This window comes from Pseudomonas sp. PDM27 (assembly GCF_019219205.1).
Lineage (GTDB): Bacteria > Pseudomonadota > Gammaproteobacteria > Pseudomonadales > Pseudomonadaceae > Aquipseudomonas > Aquipseudomonas laurylsulfatiphila.
Window position 1 is genome coordinate 286,762 of sequence record NZ_JAHUWF010000004.1, and the last position, 14,362, is coordinate 301,123.

Below are 14,362 nucleotides of genomic sequence, written 5' to 3' on the forward strand. Positions count from 1 at the left end.
TCCTGAACTCAAAGGTGGCTTACATGGCTGAGTCCGATAACTTTTCCTCTACCCATTCCGTGCAGGGGACCTACGCCGACCTGATCCTGGCCAACGGTCGCATCTACACTCAGGACCCGGCCAACCCGTGGGCCGAGGCCGTGGCCATCCGCGACGGCAAGTTGATCGCAGTCGCCAGCCTCGGCCAGATCGAGATGTTCAAGGGCCCGAACACCCGCGTGCACGACCTGCAAGGCGCATTCTGCATGCCGGGCCTGCACGACATGCACACGCACCCCGACCTCGCGTTGGCACCGCGCTACGCCGATGACCTCGACGTCGGCATCGAAGACCCGACCCCGGAGCAGTTGCGCGAAAGCATCCTCGCCTATGCCGACAGCCATCCCGGCGACGGCTGGATCTACGGCCAATACTGGGTGCGCTACACCTTCCGCGAGGCCGGCCTGACCCCGGGCCGCGAGTGGCTCGACAGCGTCATGCCGGACCGCCCGGTGGCACTGCTCGACCGCATGTGGGGCACCATGATGGTCAACTCCAAGGCCCTGGAGCTGGCCGGCATCGACCGCCACACGTCCGACCCGCGCAACGGTTATTTCGAGCGTGACGAGCTGAGCGGCGAACCCACCGGCCTGATGATCGACGGTGCCTACGCGATGATCCACGCCGCCATGCCACCGACACCGGTCAGCGTGCTGCGCCGTGCCTACCGCGATGGCGTGCACTTCCAGAGCTCGCGCGGCGTCACGGCGAGCAAATACGTGCACGTCTGCGAACAGCGATTGCAGGCCCTCAAGGAACTGGACGACAGCGGCGAACTGACGGTGCGCATCGAAGCGGCGATCAGTTGGCAGGACGACATCTTCCCGGTGCGTCGTCGCTGGGAACTGCTGGCCGGCGAACGTCACTACTACCGCAGCGCGCGCCTGAGCGCCAACGCGGTGAAGTTCCACTTCGACGGCACCGTGGAGCCGAAGTCTTCGTACCTGCTGACCCCGTGGCCGCAGGAATCGAGCTGGCGCGGCAAGCTCAACCTGACCCCGGAACACATCACCGACATGGTGGTGGACATGGACCGCAAGGGCATACGCGTGATCGCCCACTGCACCGGCGACGGCGCCTCCGACGTGTTCCTCGATGCCGTGGCCGAGGCCCGTCGTCGCAACGGTTTCAGCGGTGTGCGCCACCAGTGCGCCCACAGCACCCTGCTACACCCCGGCAACCTGCCGCGCTTCAAGGAGCTGAATGTCATCGCCGAGTTTTCTCCGGCCGCCTGGTACCCGACGCCGTTCGCCAGCGGCGCGCGTTCCGGCTACGGCCAGGAACGCCTCAAGCGCATCTACGATTTCAAAGGCGTGCTCGCCGCCGGCGGCACTGCGGTGATGGGCACCGACTGGCCGGTGGCGTCCATCGACCCGTGGCTGGCGCTGGAAACCATGATCACCCGGCAGAACCCGTGGAACGACGACCCGGCGTGCTTCGGCGACCCGATCAGCCTCGAGCAGGCGCTGACCGTGATCACCAGCAACGGCGCCGTGGCCATGGGCCTGGAACACAGCACCGGCAGCCTGCAAGTGGGCAAGTCGGCGGACCTGATCGTGATCGACCGCGACCTGTTCGCTGCACCGGCACGCAACTACATTCACAAGACCCAGGTGCTGCTGACCTTCGTTGAGGGGCAACTGGTCTACGACCGCCACTCAACGCTGGAAACCGTCGGCCTCAAAGCCGTCTGGCAGGGCGAACCACCGGTGCTGGAGGGCAAGGCAGAATGACTTCCCCACGTATCGCCGTAACCGTGGTGTCGGGCTTTCTCGGCGCCGGTAAAACCACTTTGCTCAACCGTATGGTGCGCCGTGCCGAAGGCAGTCGGCTGGCGGTGATCGTCAACGATTTCGGCGAGCTGAACATCGATGCGGCCATCGTTTCCGAAGTCACCGACGCGGTGTACAGCCTGCAAAACGGCTGCATCTGCTGCACGGTGCAGGAAGACCTGCTGGCGCAACTCGGCAGTCTGGCGCAGCTTGAACCAAGGTTGGAGCGCATCGTCATCGAGTGCAGCGGTGTGTCCGATCCGCAGCGTATCGTGCAGACCCTGGCTTATCCACAGCTGCGCAGCCAGATGCAACTGGACATGGTGATTACGGTGGTCGACGCCACCCGCCATCTGCAACTCGAGGGTGAATACGCGCGCCTGGCTCGGGCGCAGGTGGCCGCTGCTGACCTGCTGTTGCTGAACAAGACCGACCTGGTCGATGAGGCGCAGTTGCAGGCGTTGCGCGATGCACTGGGCGCCAGGACGCGTGTGCATGAAAGTGTGCAAGCCGAGTTGCCCGATGCGTTGTGGCTGGATACCGATCTGGACCTTGAGCCTCGGGCACAGAAACCGCTGACCCGGGTGTCCGATGGCGATCACGGCGAGATGTTCAGCAGCTGGTTGTGGCAGAGCAACGCGGCCCTCGACGTTGAGTGCTTGCGTGGCTGGTTGAGGGCGCTGCCCAGCGATGTATTCCGGGTCAAAGGCCTGGTGTTGCTGACGCCGGGCAGCACGGCGCACTGGCTGCAACATGTCGGCACCCGCAGTCAGTTTCTGCCGGCACTGGATGACGCTCATACCAACGCCACACGCCTGGTGTTCATCGCTCGCCGGGGTTTCGATGGCTGGGAGGCATTGGGGCAAGGGCTGGAGGATTGCACTGTGAAAGAGGTTGCCGGGGTATGACATCGACAGAGCAACGTCTGCGTGAAGAGTTGGCGGCCTGCTACCGCCTGATTGCGCACTTTCGCATGACCGATTTGATCTTCACCCACATCTCGGTGCGGATTCCGGGGCCGGAGCATCACTTTCTGATCAATCCCTACGGGCTGATGTTCGACGAAATCACCGCGTCCAACCTGGTGAAAATCGACCTCGATGGTCACGCAGTGGAGCCATCGCCGTACCCGGTCAACCCGGCGGGTTTCGTGATTCACAGTGCGATCCACGGTGCTCGGGAAGACGCGCAATGCGTGCTGCATACCCACACCAAATCCGGGTGTGCGGTGGCGGCGTTGAAGTGCGGGTTGTTGCCGGTCAATCAGATTTCCATGGAGTTCTATGGTCGTGTCGCTTATCACGATTATGAAGGCGTGGCGCTGGACCTGAGCGAGCAGCAACGGCTGGTGGCGGACATGGGTGACAAGCCGGTGATGATGTTGCGCAACCATGGCTTGCTGACGGTGGGCGAGACGGTTGGGCAGGCGTTCATGCGCATGTATTACCTGGAAAAGGCCTGCGACATTCAGTTGGCGGCGCAAGCTGCCGGTGAACTGGTGTTGCCGTCGGCGGAGGTTTGCGCGCACACCGAGCGGCAGTTCAATGATCCGGGGCGTCCGTTGGATGAGGGGGAGTTGAGTGATCCGGATGCGATGCAATTGGCTTGGGCGGCGTTGTTGCGGATGCTGGAGCGCATTGCACCGGACTATCGGGGCTGATCCGGATTTTATGTTGTTTGAGCTGGCCTCTTCGCGAGCAAGCCCGCTCCCACAGGGGAATGCATTCCAAATGTGGGAGCGGGCTTGCTCGCGAAACAGGCGCTGCGGTCTGTCAGGCCTGCCTCGGTGTATTGAGGTTCATCGACCGCACCGCCAGCGCCGACGCTGTCTCTTCATCGATCGGCAACGAAAACCGAAAGGTCGCCCCCCGTCCCGGCACATCGACCAATTGAATCTCGCGCCCATGCAATTGCAGGATGCGATGCACAATCCGCAGCCCCAACCCGCCATCGCGCCGTGCGCCGCCGATATTGAACGGGCGCAGAAACAAACCTTCGCGCAGTTCCGGGGCGATGCCGGGGCCGGTATCACTGACCGTGACTTCGATGTACGACCCTTGCGGGCGCAGGCCCAGTTCGACCTCGCCACCCGGCGGGGTATGGCGCAGGGCATTGTCGAACAGGTTGGTCAGCACCCGCTCGATCAACCCGAGATCCGCACAGGCAGCCGAGGCGTTTGGCGCGAACGAGGCCTTGAGTTCGACCTGGCGCGCCTCGGCGGTGAGTTCGAATTTCTGGAAGATGTCCTGGGCCAGGTCGGTCAGGGAAAAGCGCTCCAGCACCGGCTGCACGAAGCCGTGCTCCAGCCGCACCAGTTCCAGCAGCGACTGCGCCAGACCACCGACCTTGCGGCTCTGGTCCAGGGCGATGCCGAGGTAGCGACGGCGGTCGGCAGGGGACAGCGTGGCGTCCTTGAGCGACAGGGTTTCCAGATAGCCGTGCAGCGAGGCCAGCGGCGTGCGCAAGTCGTGGGAGATGTTCGCCACCAGTTCGCGGCGCTCCTGGTCCTGGCGGGTCAACGAACGCCATTGCTCGCCCAGGCGGGCCTGCATCTGCCGGAACGCGGCATCGAGCACGGCGATTTCATCGTGGCTGGCGGCTTTTTCCACCGCGACGGGCAGGGGCGCTGTGACCGGTACGCCATCAATGTCGAACTGGCTCACGGTTTCGGTCAAGCGGCGCAACGGCCGGGTGATCAGGGCAAACGCGGTGAGACCGGCAATCAGGCACAGCAATGCCACCAGTCCGATGGACAGCAGCGCTGTGTTGAGCGCCGCGCTGGTTGCACCGCGTTCGGCCAGGCGGTCGTGATCCTCACCGAGCAGCACCACGTAGAGATAACCCACCGGCTTGCCGTCCACCTTCAGCGGTGCTGCGCTGAACACCTTGCGCGCATCGACGCTGCGCGGGTCGTCGCCGGGAATCGGCAGCGGATCGCCCCGCAGCAGGCGCTGGATCGGCGCGAGGTCGACCCGCTCCCGACGGATCCGGCCCTCGGGCGCGGCACTGCCGACAATCTTGCCCTCGGTGTCGAGCAGGTACACCTCGACACTGGGGTTGACCTGCATCAGCTTGCTGAACAAATCGCGCACGGCGTTGGGCATCAGGCCCTGGGTGTCCATCAGCACCGTGTCGCTGGCGATGTGCTGCGCCAGGTCGCGGGACAAGCCTTGCACCACTTCCTGTTCATGCATCTGGTTGGAGCGCACCTGCATCCACGCCGACGTGCCGCAGCACACCAGCAGCAGCACGGCGAACACCAGGGACAGGCGTTGCGTCAGGGTCAGCCTCATGGCTGCGGCTCCTCCCCGGTGGCGAATTTGTAGCCGCGGCCCCACACAGTGAGGATGCGTACGGGCTGCGCCGGATCGGCCTCGATCTTGGCGCGCAGGCGGTTGATGTGGGTGTTGACCGTGTGCTCGTAGCCTTCGTGGCTGTAGCCCCACACGGCGTTGAGCAGGTCCATGCGCGAAAACACCTTGCCGGGCTGGCGGGCGAAGAAATACAGCAAGTCGAATTCCCGGGGCGTGAGATCCAGGCGTCGGCCGTCGAGGGCCACCTCGCGGGTGATCGGGTCGATCGCCAGGCCGTCGGTGAGCAGGCTGCCGGCGTCCATCTTCAGGTTGCGCGCCATGGCATCGACCCGGCGCAGCAGCGCCTTGACCCGGGCCACCAGCTCGAGCATGGAAAAGGGCTTGGCCAGGTAGTCGTCGGCACCCAGTTCGAGGCCGAGAATCCGGTGCACTTCGCTGGAGCGCGCGCTGGTGATGATGATCGGCGTGTAGCGCGCCATGGCCCGGGCGCGGCGGCAGATTTCCAGGCCGTCGACACCGGGCAGCATCAGGTCGAGGACCAGTGCGTCCCAGTTGCCCTGTTGCAGCAGGCGCATGCCTTCATCGCCATCGGCGCTGTGCACCACCTCGAACTGCTCATCGCGAAGGTGCAGGCAGATCAGGTCGGCGATGTGCTGGTCGTCCTCGACCACGAGGACGCGTTTGGTCTGTTCCATCCAGGTCAATCCTTCGGTGCAATGAGCGCATGCCATTCGGCTTATGTTCAAAAAACCTGTGGGAGCGGGCTTGCTCGCGAAAGCGTCAGGTCAGCCAGTATCACCATCGACTGACACTCCGTCTTCGCGAGCAAGCCCGCTCCCACAGCAATAGCAGTGTTCAAGGTTGGCATACCCATTGTGCGGGTTTTTCGGGGCCCGAGTTATCACGAATTGTTTAACTTCCCGTGAGGATTTGGCGATCACCCAAAGCCTAGGCTGTGTTGCATGAAACACCCCTGGATTTTTGGAGACGAGCATGTTTTCACGACGGAAATTTCTTCTAGCGAGCAGCGGACTGGGCGTTGCAGCCCTGGCAATCGGCCTGTTGCCGAAGTTTTCCACAGGCTCGGCCTTGATCAGTGAGGCCAGCGCAGCGGAAACATTCGAAGTGACCCACAGCGACAGTGAATGGCACGCGATCCTCAGTGACGAGCAGTACGACATCCTGCGCGAGGAGGGCACCGAACGGGCCTACAGCAGCCCGCTGAACAACGAGCACCGTGACGGTACCTTCGCCTGTGCCGGTTGCGGCCTGCCGCTGTTTTCCTCGGCCACCAAGTTCGACAGCCGTACCGGTTGGCCGAGTTTCTGGGCACCCCTGGACAAGGCCGTGGCCACCCGCCAGGACCGTGCGTTCGGCATGGTCCGCGAAGAGGTGCACTGCCGGCGCTGTGGCGGGCATCTGGGCCATGTCTTCGATGACGGCCCGAAACCCACCGGCCTGCGCTACTGCATGAACGGCCTGGCGATGAAATTCGTGCCCCGAACCGTCTGATTTTGACTGCCTGCCCCCTTGGATCATTCAGGAGTTCCTTACATGAAAAACCAGTTCCCCTGGCGCCGTACGCTGTTGGCATTGGCCACCGTTGGCGTTATCGGGTCATGCTCGGCGTTCTCTCTCAGTGGTGCTGAAGAAGCCGTCGTCATTCCACCGCCGGCCCTCGACGAAACCACCCAGGCCCGCAGCGAAACCGCGGTGTTCGCCGGCGGTTGTTTCTGGGGCGTGCAAGGGGTGTTTCAGCACGTCAAAGGTGTGAAAAACGCCGTCTCCGGTTACGCGGGCGGGGCGGCCGATACCGCGCAATACGAGCGCGTCAGCGACGGCAATACCGGCCATGCGGAGTCGGTCGAAGTCACTTTCGATCCTGCTCAGGTCAGCTACGGCACCTTGCTGCAAATCTACTTCTCGGTGGCGCACAACCCGACCGAACTCAATCGCCAGGGACCGGACACCGGCACCCAGTATCGTTCGGCGATTTTTACCAGGAGCAGCGAACAGCAACGAGTCGCCCAGGCCTACATCGCCCAGCTCGACGCCGCCAAGTCGTTCAACAAACCGATCGTGACCCGGCTGGAAAGCTACAACGGCTTCTACCCGGCGGAGGAGGAACATCAGGACTTTCTCACCGAACATCCGACCTATCCCTACATCGTGATCAACGATCTACCGAAAGTGGCGCAGCTCAAGCAGCTGTACCCGGATCGCTATCAGGAGCAACCGGTGCTGGTGAAGGCGGGGAGGTAAGGGGTTATCCCGAGATCACGTTCTTGCCGGCGATTTTCGAGCGGTACAGCGCCTGATCGGCTCGTGCCATCAGGCCAGTCTGCTGTTCTTCCTCAAAGCGCTGGACCACGCCGAAACTCATGGTCACCTGAAAGTCTCCCACGGGCAGCAAGTCCGCAAGGCCGTGGCGGATCTTCTCGGCGAGGGTCCGGGCTTCGGCCAACGGGGTGTTGGGCAGCGTCATGATGAATTCGTCGCCGCCCCAACGGGCCAGCAGGTCGCCCTCGCGCACGAAGCGTTTGACGATCTCGACCACATGCACCAGCGCAGCATCGCCCAAGGCATGGCCGTAGTGATCGTTGATGGTCTTGAAGTCGTCGATGTCCATGGCGATCAAGGACAGGGGTTCACGAAAGCGCTGGGCACGGTCGCAGGCCTGGGGCAGGACCTGTTCGAGTCGATAGCGATTGGCAACGGCGGTCAGCGCATCGGTTTGCGCCAGCTTGCGGTTTTCTTCGAGCTGCAGCTGCAATTGATGATTGACCCGTGACAACTCCTGAGTGCGTTCTTCGATCAACGCCTCCAGGGAGTGATTGCGTCGTTCGAGCGCCTCGAACAGTCGGCGCTTGTCTTCAATGCTGCGGTGCGCGCCAATCATCCGCGCTACCGAACCATCGGCATTGCGCGCCAGGATGTGGCCGCGGTCTTCTATCCACAGGTAGCTGCCGTCCTGCATGCGGCAGCGATATTCGGCCTGATAACCGCTGGCACGCTGGCTCAGGTAGTCGTCAAACAGGGCCATGACGCGTGGGTAGTCATCGGGATGGATGACGTTTTCCCAAGTCAGCACGTTGTTGTCCAGAGTATGAGGCGTATAGCCGAGCATCTCGTACCAGCGCGCCGTGCGGTAGACGAAGCCGGTGTTGGCGTTCCAGTCCCAAATGCCGTCGCTGACCAGCTCGAGAATGGTGTGCAGCATGCCGTCGCTCATGTCTTCGACATTGAACTTCAACGGTTCGATATTCGACGCTTCGCCCATCTGAGCTCTCCTTGCCAGTGACTCGCCTGTCAGCAGATTAGTGCATGGCCTGTTCGGCCGACTAGTGCTTGCCCCACATCTGTACGGCGAATTCGACGAAGCGTCGCAGTTTCGGCAAGCGGTGGCGATCCTGGGCATAGACCAGGTGCATCGGCCGGCTGGGCGGGCGGTAATCCGGCATCAAGGCCAACAGTTTGCCCTCCTTGAGGTCCTGCTCGACCAGGGCGTCGGGCATCATCACGATGCCCATGCCGGTCCGCGCCGCCTGATGCAAACCGGCCGAACTGTTGATCAGCATCGGCCCGCTGACCCCCACGCTGACTTCGCCCTCGGGCCCGGCCAGGCGCCATTCCTTTTGCACCGATTGCCAGTCATCCCCGGCCGGATAGGCAAAGGACAGGCAGTCGTGGTGTCGCAGGTCTTCAGGCGTTTGCGGTGTGCCGCGACGGGCCAGATAGTCCGGTGACGCGCACATGGTCAGGGTGTAGTCGATCAGCGGGCGGGCGATCAGGTTGGAGGGCTCCAGCGCGCCGAGGCGAAAGGCTACGTCCAGTCCGTTTTCCAGCAGATCGGGGCGCCGGTTGGTCAGTACCACGTCGAGTTTCACCCGCGGGTTTTGCCGGCTGAACTCACTCAGTGCCGGTGCCAGGCGTTCGGTGCCGAAGGTCAGGGGTGCGGTGATGCGCAGCGTCCCGCTCGGTTCGTCGAGGGCCTGCTCGGCCAGACGCTCGGAATCGGCCACCAGCCCCAGCACTTCCAGGCAACGCTGGTAATACGCGACACCGAACTCGGTCAGCCGCTGACGCCGCGTCGTGCGGTTGAGCAGGCGCACACCCAGCCGCTGCTCCAGGGCCTTGAGGTGGTTGCCGACCATGGTCGTGGACATATCGCACTGCAAAGCGGCGGCGGTCATGCTGCCGGTCTCCACCACTTTCACGTAGACGCTCATTGCCTGGAACAGATCCATTATCAAGCCCAGCTTATAAATGATTGAAGTTTTACAGCGTTTATCCAGCTCAGGTGGCTAACCATACTGCAAAAACACCGACCCTTGCTGGAGCTTGACGTCATGACCGCCGCCTGCCTGATGAGCACTTACCAACCCTTGGCCCTGAGTTTCGACAAGGGCCTGGGCACTCGCCTGTGGGATCAGGCCGGGCGCGAATACCTGGATGCAGTCGCCGGTGTGGCGGTGACCAACGTCGGCCACTCCCACCCGAAAATCGTCGCCGCCATCGTTGAGCAGGCAGGGTTACTGCTGCACACGTCGAACCTCTACAGCATCGACTGGCAACAACGGCTGGCGCAGAAACTGACGCGGCTGGCGGGCATGGACCGGGCGTTTTTCAACAACTCCGGGGCCGAAGCCAACGAAACCGCACTGAAAATCGCCCGGCTGCATGGCTGGCACAAAGGTATCGAACAGCCGCTGGTGGTGGTCATGGAGAACGCGTTCCATGGCCGCACCCTCGGCACCTTGTCGGCCAGCGACGGCCCGGCGGTGCGCCTGGGGTTCAATCAGCTGCCGGGGGATTTCGTCAAAGTGCCGTTCGGCGACCTCGATGCGCTGGACAAGGTGCAACAGGCTTACGGTTCGCGGATCGTGGCGGTACTGATGGAACCGATCCAGGGCGAAAGCGGCGTGCAACTGGCGCCACCGGGTTATCTCAAGGCCGTGCGCGAACTGTGCAATCGGCGCTCGTGGCTGTTGATGCTCGATGAAATCCAGACCGGCATCGGCCGCACCGGCCAGTGGTTTGCGTTCCAGCACGAAGGCATCGTTCCGGACGTCATGACCCTGGCCAAAGGCCTGGGCAACGGCGTGCCCATCGGCGCTTGCCTGGCCCGTGGCAAGGCGGCCGAACTGTTCACGCCGGGCAGCCACGGCAGCACCTTCGGCGGTAATCCGTTGGCCTGCCGGGTCGGTTGCACCGTGCTGGATATCGTTGAGGAACAAGGGCTGCTGGAAAACGCACGGCTCCAGGGCGCGCGCCTGCTCGACAGATTGCGCACCGAGTTGGCGGGCAACCCGAACGTCATGGCGATCCGTGGTCAGGGGCTGATGATCGGCATCGAACTCAAGCAACCGATCCGCGACCTGAGCCTGATCGCTGCGCGGGATCATGGCTTGCTGATCAATGTCACGCGGGGGAAAACCATTCGCCTGCTACCGCCGCTGACGCTTGATGAGCGGGAGGTGGAGATGATTGTCAGGGGGGTGAGTGGTGTGGTGAAGGAGGATTGACACACCTGCGTGTGTAGGAGCTGCCGAAGGCTGCGATCTTTTTGTTTTGATCTGTGGCGGAGCTGCGACAGCAGAATCAAGATCAAAAGATCGCAGCCTTCGGCAGCTCCTACGGGGGCGTTATTTGTGTAGCGAAGTCCGCGATTTCAGCCCGATCATGCAGGTGGATCTTCGAGCCATCAAAATCTTCGAACAACCGCTGATGCGCAGCAAATCCACTTGAGTCATCACGCTTGCGGTAGCTGCCAGCCCACTCCAGCAATGCCACCAACCGTTCGTCATCCTGTGTTTCCCGTTGGTGAATGTTGGCCACGCATTCCTCGTCGCCGATGCTCAGCCAGATCAACGCCGTGGCGCGATGGAGGATTTCGCTGGCGATCCAGCCGTAAACTCCTTCGATTACCCAGCGCTGCTCGTCGGCCGCGATCCGTGCCATGGCCAATGCTTCCGCGCGGGGGCGGGGGATGCTGTGTTCGTCGGACAGCCAGTGAATCCGGTCGAGATCGGTCCAGGGCTCACGCAATTGCTCGGCCAGCCGCTGTGCCAGCCAGCTCTTGCCGGAGCCGGAGTTGCCGATGATCAGGGTGCGGGTGAGGTTCATGCCGAGTTGCCTCTACCTATGTGCCTGACGAGGATCACTGTGGGAGCGAGCTTGCTCGCGATGACGGACTCAAAGCCAACATCGATGTCGACTGATACGCCGCCATCGCGAGCAAGCTCGCTCCCACAGGGGTTATACCTTTAGTACTCACCCTCCGGCGCAACCATTCGTGTCTTTGGTGAGCCATTGGCGTTGTGTTGAAAAATGTCCTGCGGCTGACCCTTTTCATTAAAGAACACCTGCCCGATCCCCGCCGAGTTCCACAGCCGCTCTCCGGCTTCGGCGTGTTCCGGGACATGCGGCACGATGCGCATGCGTCGACGTTTGGTCAGCCAGTTCAGTGGCGAGCGTGGTGAGTACAGCCAGCGGTTGAGGCGGTCGAACCACTCGAGCAGGGTGGGGGGAAATTCATTCTTGATGCCGCTGCTGGTGATCTGCCAGATGCGTGGCCCGGCCTTGCGGTGGCGGATCAGCACTTCATAGACGAAGGAGTAGTGCACATCGCCCGACAGCACCACGTAGTTACCCGGCGTGCGCGAGTGGCGGAAAATGTTCAGGATCACCTGGGCTGCGCCGCGATGGGCCATCCAGTTTTCCGCGTCCACCAGCAGTGGATAACCGCACCAACTGAAGACCCGCTGCACGGTTTCAATCAGTTTGACGCCGAAGATCGGCGCCGGTGAAACGATGATCGCGCTCGGGTGGTCCAGCAGTTCCTGTTGCAGTTCGCTCAGGGCTTCCCAGTCGAGCAGGCCGGAGGGCTGCTTGAGATTCATTTCGCTGCGCCAGCGCCGGGTGCGGGTGTCGATCACGACCATGGCCGGGGTGGTCGGCAGTACGTAATGCCAGTGCTGGAATTTCAGCAGATCATTGATCAAGTCGTCCTGGACCGCGCTATCGAGGTAGCGGTCATCGCCACTGGCGCTCAACGCGACGGCCTTCTCCAGTACGGCAGCGAAGGCATCCGGGTTGTTGCCCCAGCCCTGGCACAGCATGTACGCCAGCAGCGCGTTGCCGATGATGCGCCGGGAGAACGGATGGCCGTAGGCCGTTTCCTCCCATTGGGCGGACAGGTTCCAGTCATCGGTGATGTCGTGGTCGTCGAAAATCATCAGCGTCGGCAAATGCGCCAAGGCCCGCGCGACGTTGCCAAGGCCGGCCGTGAAGGCATCGATGCGCGTCTGTTCCAGGGCGTAGCGCTTGAGCCGTTCCGGCGTCAGCGTCGGTGCCTGGGGCGCAATCAGGGTCCAGGGCACTGGGGACCAGACCAGCAAGTACATGGCCATGACTTCGGCGAAGGTCACCAGGTGATTGTCGGCACTGCTGCTGGTGAAGATCGGCTTGCGTGCGCCACCGAAGAAACGCTCGCGCAGGGTTTCATTGCTTTGCAGCGCCGGCAGCAGGTCCGCACGGTGGTAGTAACTGGCCGGATGCTCGTAGAGCCTGGCGCTGTCGCTGACCACAGCGCCTTCGAGGTGCTCGCCGAACAGGCCCAGGCGCTCGATCAAGGCGTGAATCGCCCGCAGCATCGGCCCCGCGACATCGTCGGCATAGACCTGATCGCCGGTCATCATCAGCAGTGCCGGGCGGTCCTCGGCTGCATGCTCCTGCGCCAGCAACCGGTCGACGCAGAGCAAGCCGTCTGCCGCCGGATGATGGGGTTTGCGGCAAGAGCCATGCAGCAGTTGATCGATGCGCTCACGCACAACCAGGTTCGGTCGCAGCGCCTGGCCATACAACAGATGCGGCGCCCAATCCGCGATTCCCCCCGTACCGCCGTCTATCAACAAGTCATATTCAATCTGCGTATCGAAGGGCTGGGCGCTGTTCAGCGACACATCGATCAGATGGACAAAGGCATGGGTGCCTATCGGGATGATCGTGCACTGCCCGCTGTTCAAGGCAATGTCGCCGACACCCTCCAGGCGCAAGGTCAGCGACAGCGCCCGGGACCCGACCAGCCAAAGCACCAGGCGCGTCGACTCAAGACGCCGCAGCAACGGCCCGACGAGGACGGGGGGCAATGCGGTTTGCGGGGCAGGCGATAGCAAGGATACGGACTTCCGGGGTCAAGGCGCTTGGCGCGGAGGGTGGGGATGATAACCCAAGTGGTTGCTGTTGCCTGTTACCTGTTGCGCGCCGTTTATTGTAGGGACTCTGTATATCAAGGTTGTATTGAATATGTCTTAAATGAGTGAAAGAAGGAGGCGAGGTTTTATATGATGAGCGAAAATTGATAGTTAATATCTGTGTTGTGTCGTAGGTTCAAAGTTGTTTATTTGTTTGGCTGGAATTGAGTCGGGCTTTCGGATTGATATGTGATGTGTATGCTTATAATTGTTTTTGGGGGGTGAAATGATTTGTTTGAATGCTATGGTGTCGAGAATTACAGCGGCGGTCACTAATGAAAAAGTGCATAATAGTGATATGAAATCATTGGCGAAAAATATTGAACTTGTACACCAAGGCGTCTCGGAGTTTGTGGAGAAGAGAGGAGGTTCAGGGTGGGATCCGCATATACAAAAAAAATTGGACTTTGAGTTCGAAACCTTGAAAGATCAGTTAGAGTGCGCGTCGGGGGAAATCAACCATTTAAATTATAAGCTGAGATCTAGCAGTTATAATCACAATGAGTTGAAAGGGCAGAGGTTGGAGTCGTTGGCAGCAAAGGTGACGGACGCCCGCAGCAAGCTGGAGGGTGATATTGAGGCTAAGAAGCAAAACGATATAAATATGGTAGATAAGGTTTTCAATGACGCGTTATTCGGGGAAAGTGCAGGTGAGGAATAGAGGTTGGGTAGATTTAACTCGACAAGACTAGAAGGTTGGAAGAAAGCAGAATAAATTAACTAGTTGCGTGGATACTTGGTGGTCGTTAGTGCGGCCACCTGGTTTCCGTTGCTGCAATATTTTTGATTGGCGTATTATTGAAATTTGGTCATTTTGCGAAAGAGATGTATACAGAGTGACTGTGTCGATTGCAGTTGAGGTTCTTGGCTGCGCCTCGCATGGAATAAGTGGAGGGTAGAGCGTACGGTGTTGCAGAGTGCGGGGTGCGTGTTGATTGCCAGGCATATACAATAAAGAAATACAGGGTGCAGTGAATTATCT

Annotated in this window: 13 protein-coding genes; 7 read left to right on the top strand and 6 right to left on the bottom strand. The window is 61.3% G+C overall.

Translation table 11 applies throughout. From position 1 onward, the window contains the following. Positions 1–23: 23 nt before the first annotated feature. Genes KW838_RS11490 through KW838_RS11500 form a run of 3 tightly spaced genes read left to right on the top strand, consistent with a single transcriptional unit; the run spans position 24 to position 3,471 of the window. A complete protein-coding gene (locus tag KW838_RS11490; protein WP_126049409.1) occupies positions 24–1,772 on the top strand; it encodes an amidohydrolase in 1,749 nt (582 codons plus the stop codon). Beyond that, positions 1,769–2,719, top strand: coding sequence for a GTP-binding protein (locus KW838_RS11495; RefSeq protein ID WP_218501124.1), 951 nt, complete (start codon positions 1,769–1,771; stop codon positions 2,717–2,719). The genes KW838_RS11490 and KW838_RS11495 overlap by 4 nt, the downstream gene beginning before the upstream one ends. Continuing rightward, on the top strand, positions 2,716–3,471 hold the full coding sequence (locus KW838_RS11500; RefSeq protein ID WP_218501125.1) for a class II aldolase/adducin family protein: 756 nt from the start codon (positions 2,716–2,718) through the stop codon (positions 3,469–3,471). Before KW838_RS11495 ends, KW838_RS11500 begins: the two co-directional genes overlap by 4 nt. 112 nt (positions 3,472–3,583) lie before the next feature. Here the strand turns inward: KW838_RS11500 and KW838_RS11505 are convergent, their stop codons facing one another. Both KW838_RS11505 and KW838_RS11510 read right to left on the bottom strand, forming a co-directional pair. Further along, positions 3,584–5,104, bottom strand: coding sequence for a HAMP domain-containing sensor histidine kinase (locus tag KW838_RS11505; RefSeq protein ID WP_218501126.1), 1,521 nt, complete (start codon positions 5,102–5,104; stop codon positions 3,584–3,586). Further along, the gene (locus tag KW838_RS11510; RefSeq protein ID WP_116581040.1) at positions 5,101–5,820 is read right to left on the bottom strand and encodes a response regulator transcription factor; all 720 of its coding nucleotides are present in this window, start codon (positions 5,818–5,820) and stop codon (positions 5,101–5,103) included. Before KW838_RS11510 ends, KW838_RS11505 begins: the two co-directional genes overlap by 4 nt. Positions 5,821–6,118: 298 nt before the next feature. On the opposite strand from KW838_RS11510, the gene msrB reads away from it, so the two are divergent. Both msrB and msrA read left to right on the top strand, forming a co-directional pair. Then, the gene (gene msrB / locus KW838_RS11515; RefSeq protein ID WP_218501127.1) at positions 6,119–6,637 is read left to right on the top strand and encodes a peptide-methionine (R)-S-oxide reductase MsrB; all 519 of its coding nucleotides are present in this window, start codon (positions 6,119–6,121) and stop codon (positions 6,635–6,637) included. A gap of 42 nt (positions 6,638–6,679) precedes the next feature. Next, positions 6,680–7,387 carry a peptide-methionine (S)-S-oxide reductase MsrA gene (msrA, locus tag KW838_RS11520; protein WP_218501128.1) on the top strand — a complete coding sequence of 236 codons (708 nt, stop codon included), beginning with the start codon at positions 6,680–6,682 and terminating at the stop codon, positions 7,385–7,387. A gap of 4 nt (positions 7,388–7,391) precedes the next feature. Here the strand turns inward: msrA and KW838_RS11525 are convergent, their stop codons facing one another. Both KW838_RS11525 and KW838_RS11530 read right to left on the bottom strand, forming a co-directional pair. Further along, positions 7,392–8,405, bottom strand: a complete 1,014-nt coding sequence (locus KW838_RS11525) for a sensor domain-containing diguanylate cyclase (RefSeq protein WP_102701064.1) — start codon at positions 8,403–8,405, stop codon at positions 7,392–7,394. Between the two features lie 61 nt (positions 8,406–8,466). Beyond that, a complete protein-coding gene (locus tag KW838_RS11530) occupies positions 8,467–9,372 on the bottom strand; it encodes a LysR family transcriptional regulator (protein WP_218501129.1) in 906 nt (301 codons plus the stop codon). A gap of 102 nt (positions 9,373–9,474) precedes the next feature. Here KW838_RS11530 and KW838_RS11535 point away from each other — a divergent pair, with 102 nt between their 5' ends. After that, on the top strand, positions 9,475–10,650 hold the full coding sequence (locus tag KW838_RS11535; protein ID WP_218501130.1) for an aspartate aminotransferase family protein: 1,176 nt from the start codon (positions 9,475–9,477) through the stop codon (positions 10,648–10,650). Positions 10,651–10,759: 109 nt separating this feature from the next. Here KW838_RS11535 and KW838_RS11540 read toward each other — a convergent pair whose 3' ends face one another. Both KW838_RS11540 and KW838_RS11545 read right to left on the bottom strand, forming a co-directional pair. Next, complete coding sequence (locus KW838_RS11540) at positions 10,760–11,251, bottom strand: adenylate kinase (RefSeq protein WP_218501131.1); 492 nt, start codon at positions 11,249–11,251, stop codon at positions 10,760–10,762. Positions 11,252–11,391: 140 nt separating this feature from the next. Beyond that, complete coding sequence (locus KW838_RS11545; protein ID WP_218501132.1) at positions 11,392–13,302, bottom strand: alkaline phosphatase D family protein; 1,911 nt, start codon at positions 13,300–13,302, stop codon at positions 11,392–11,394. A gap of 304 nt (positions 13,303–13,606) precedes the next feature. Between KW838_RS11545 and KW838_RS11550 the strand changes: the two genes are divergently transcribed. After that, positions 13,607–14,041 (top strand): hypothetical protein, encoded by a 435-nt coding sequence (locus KW838_RS11550; protein ID WP_218501133.1) that lies wholly within the window; start codon positions 13,607–13,609, stop codon positions 14,039–14,041. The last annotated feature ends 321 nt before the right edge of the window (positions 14,042–14,362 follow it).

What these genes read in the sequence shown, in the direction of transcription:
- KW838_RS11490 (WP_126049409.1), top strand. Translation starts at nt 24, where the DNA reads ATGGCTGAGTCCGATAACTTTTCCTCTACCCATTCCGTGCAGGGGACC.
- KW838_RS11495 (WP_218501124.1), top strand. Translation starts at nt 1,769, where the DNA reads ATGACTTCCCCACGTATCGCCGTAACCGTGGTGTCGGGCTTTCTCGGC.
- KW838_RS11500 (WP_218501125.1), top strand. Translation starts at nt 2,716, where the DNA reads ATGACATCGACAGAGCAACGTCTGCGTGAAGAGTTGGCGGCCTGCTAC.
- KW838_RS11505 (WP_218501126.1), bottom strand. Translation starts at nt 5,104, where the DNA reads ATGAGGCTGACCCTGACGCAACGCCTGTCCCTGGTGTTCGCCGTGCTG.
- KW838_RS11510 (WP_116581040.1), bottom strand. Translation starts at nt 5,820, where the DNA reads ATGGAACAGACCAAACGCGTCCTCGTGGTCGAGGACGACCAGCACATC.
- msrB (WP_218501127.1), top strand. Translation starts at nt 6,119, where the DNA reads ATGTTTTCACGACGGAAATTTCTTCTAGCGAGCAGCGGACTGGGCGTT.
- msrA (WP_218501128.1), top strand. Translation starts at nt 6,680, where the DNA reads ATGAAAAACCAGTTCCCCTGGCGCCGTACGCTGTTGGCATTGGCCACC.
- KW838_RS11525 (WP_102701064.1), bottom strand. Translation starts at nt 8,405, where the DNA reads ATGGGCGAAGCGTCGAATATCGAACCGTTGAAGTTCAATGTCGAAGAC.
- KW838_RS11530 (WP_218501129.1), bottom strand. Translation starts at nt 9,372, where the DNA reads ATGGATCTGTTCCAGGCAATGAGCGTCTACGTGAAAGTGGTGGAGACC.
- KW838_RS11535 (WP_218501130.1), top strand. Translation starts at nt 9,475, where the DNA reads ATGACCGCCGCCTGCCTGATGAGCACTTACCAACCCTTGGCCCTGAGT.
- KW838_RS11540 (WP_218501131.1), bottom strand. Translation starts at nt 11,251, where the DNA reads ATGAACCTCACCCGCACCCTGATCATCGGCAACTCCGGCTCCGGCAAG.
- KW838_RS11550 (WP_218501133.1), top strand. Translation starts at nt 13,607, where the DNA reads ATGATTTGTTTGAATGCTATGGTGTCGAGAATTACAGCGGCGGTCACT.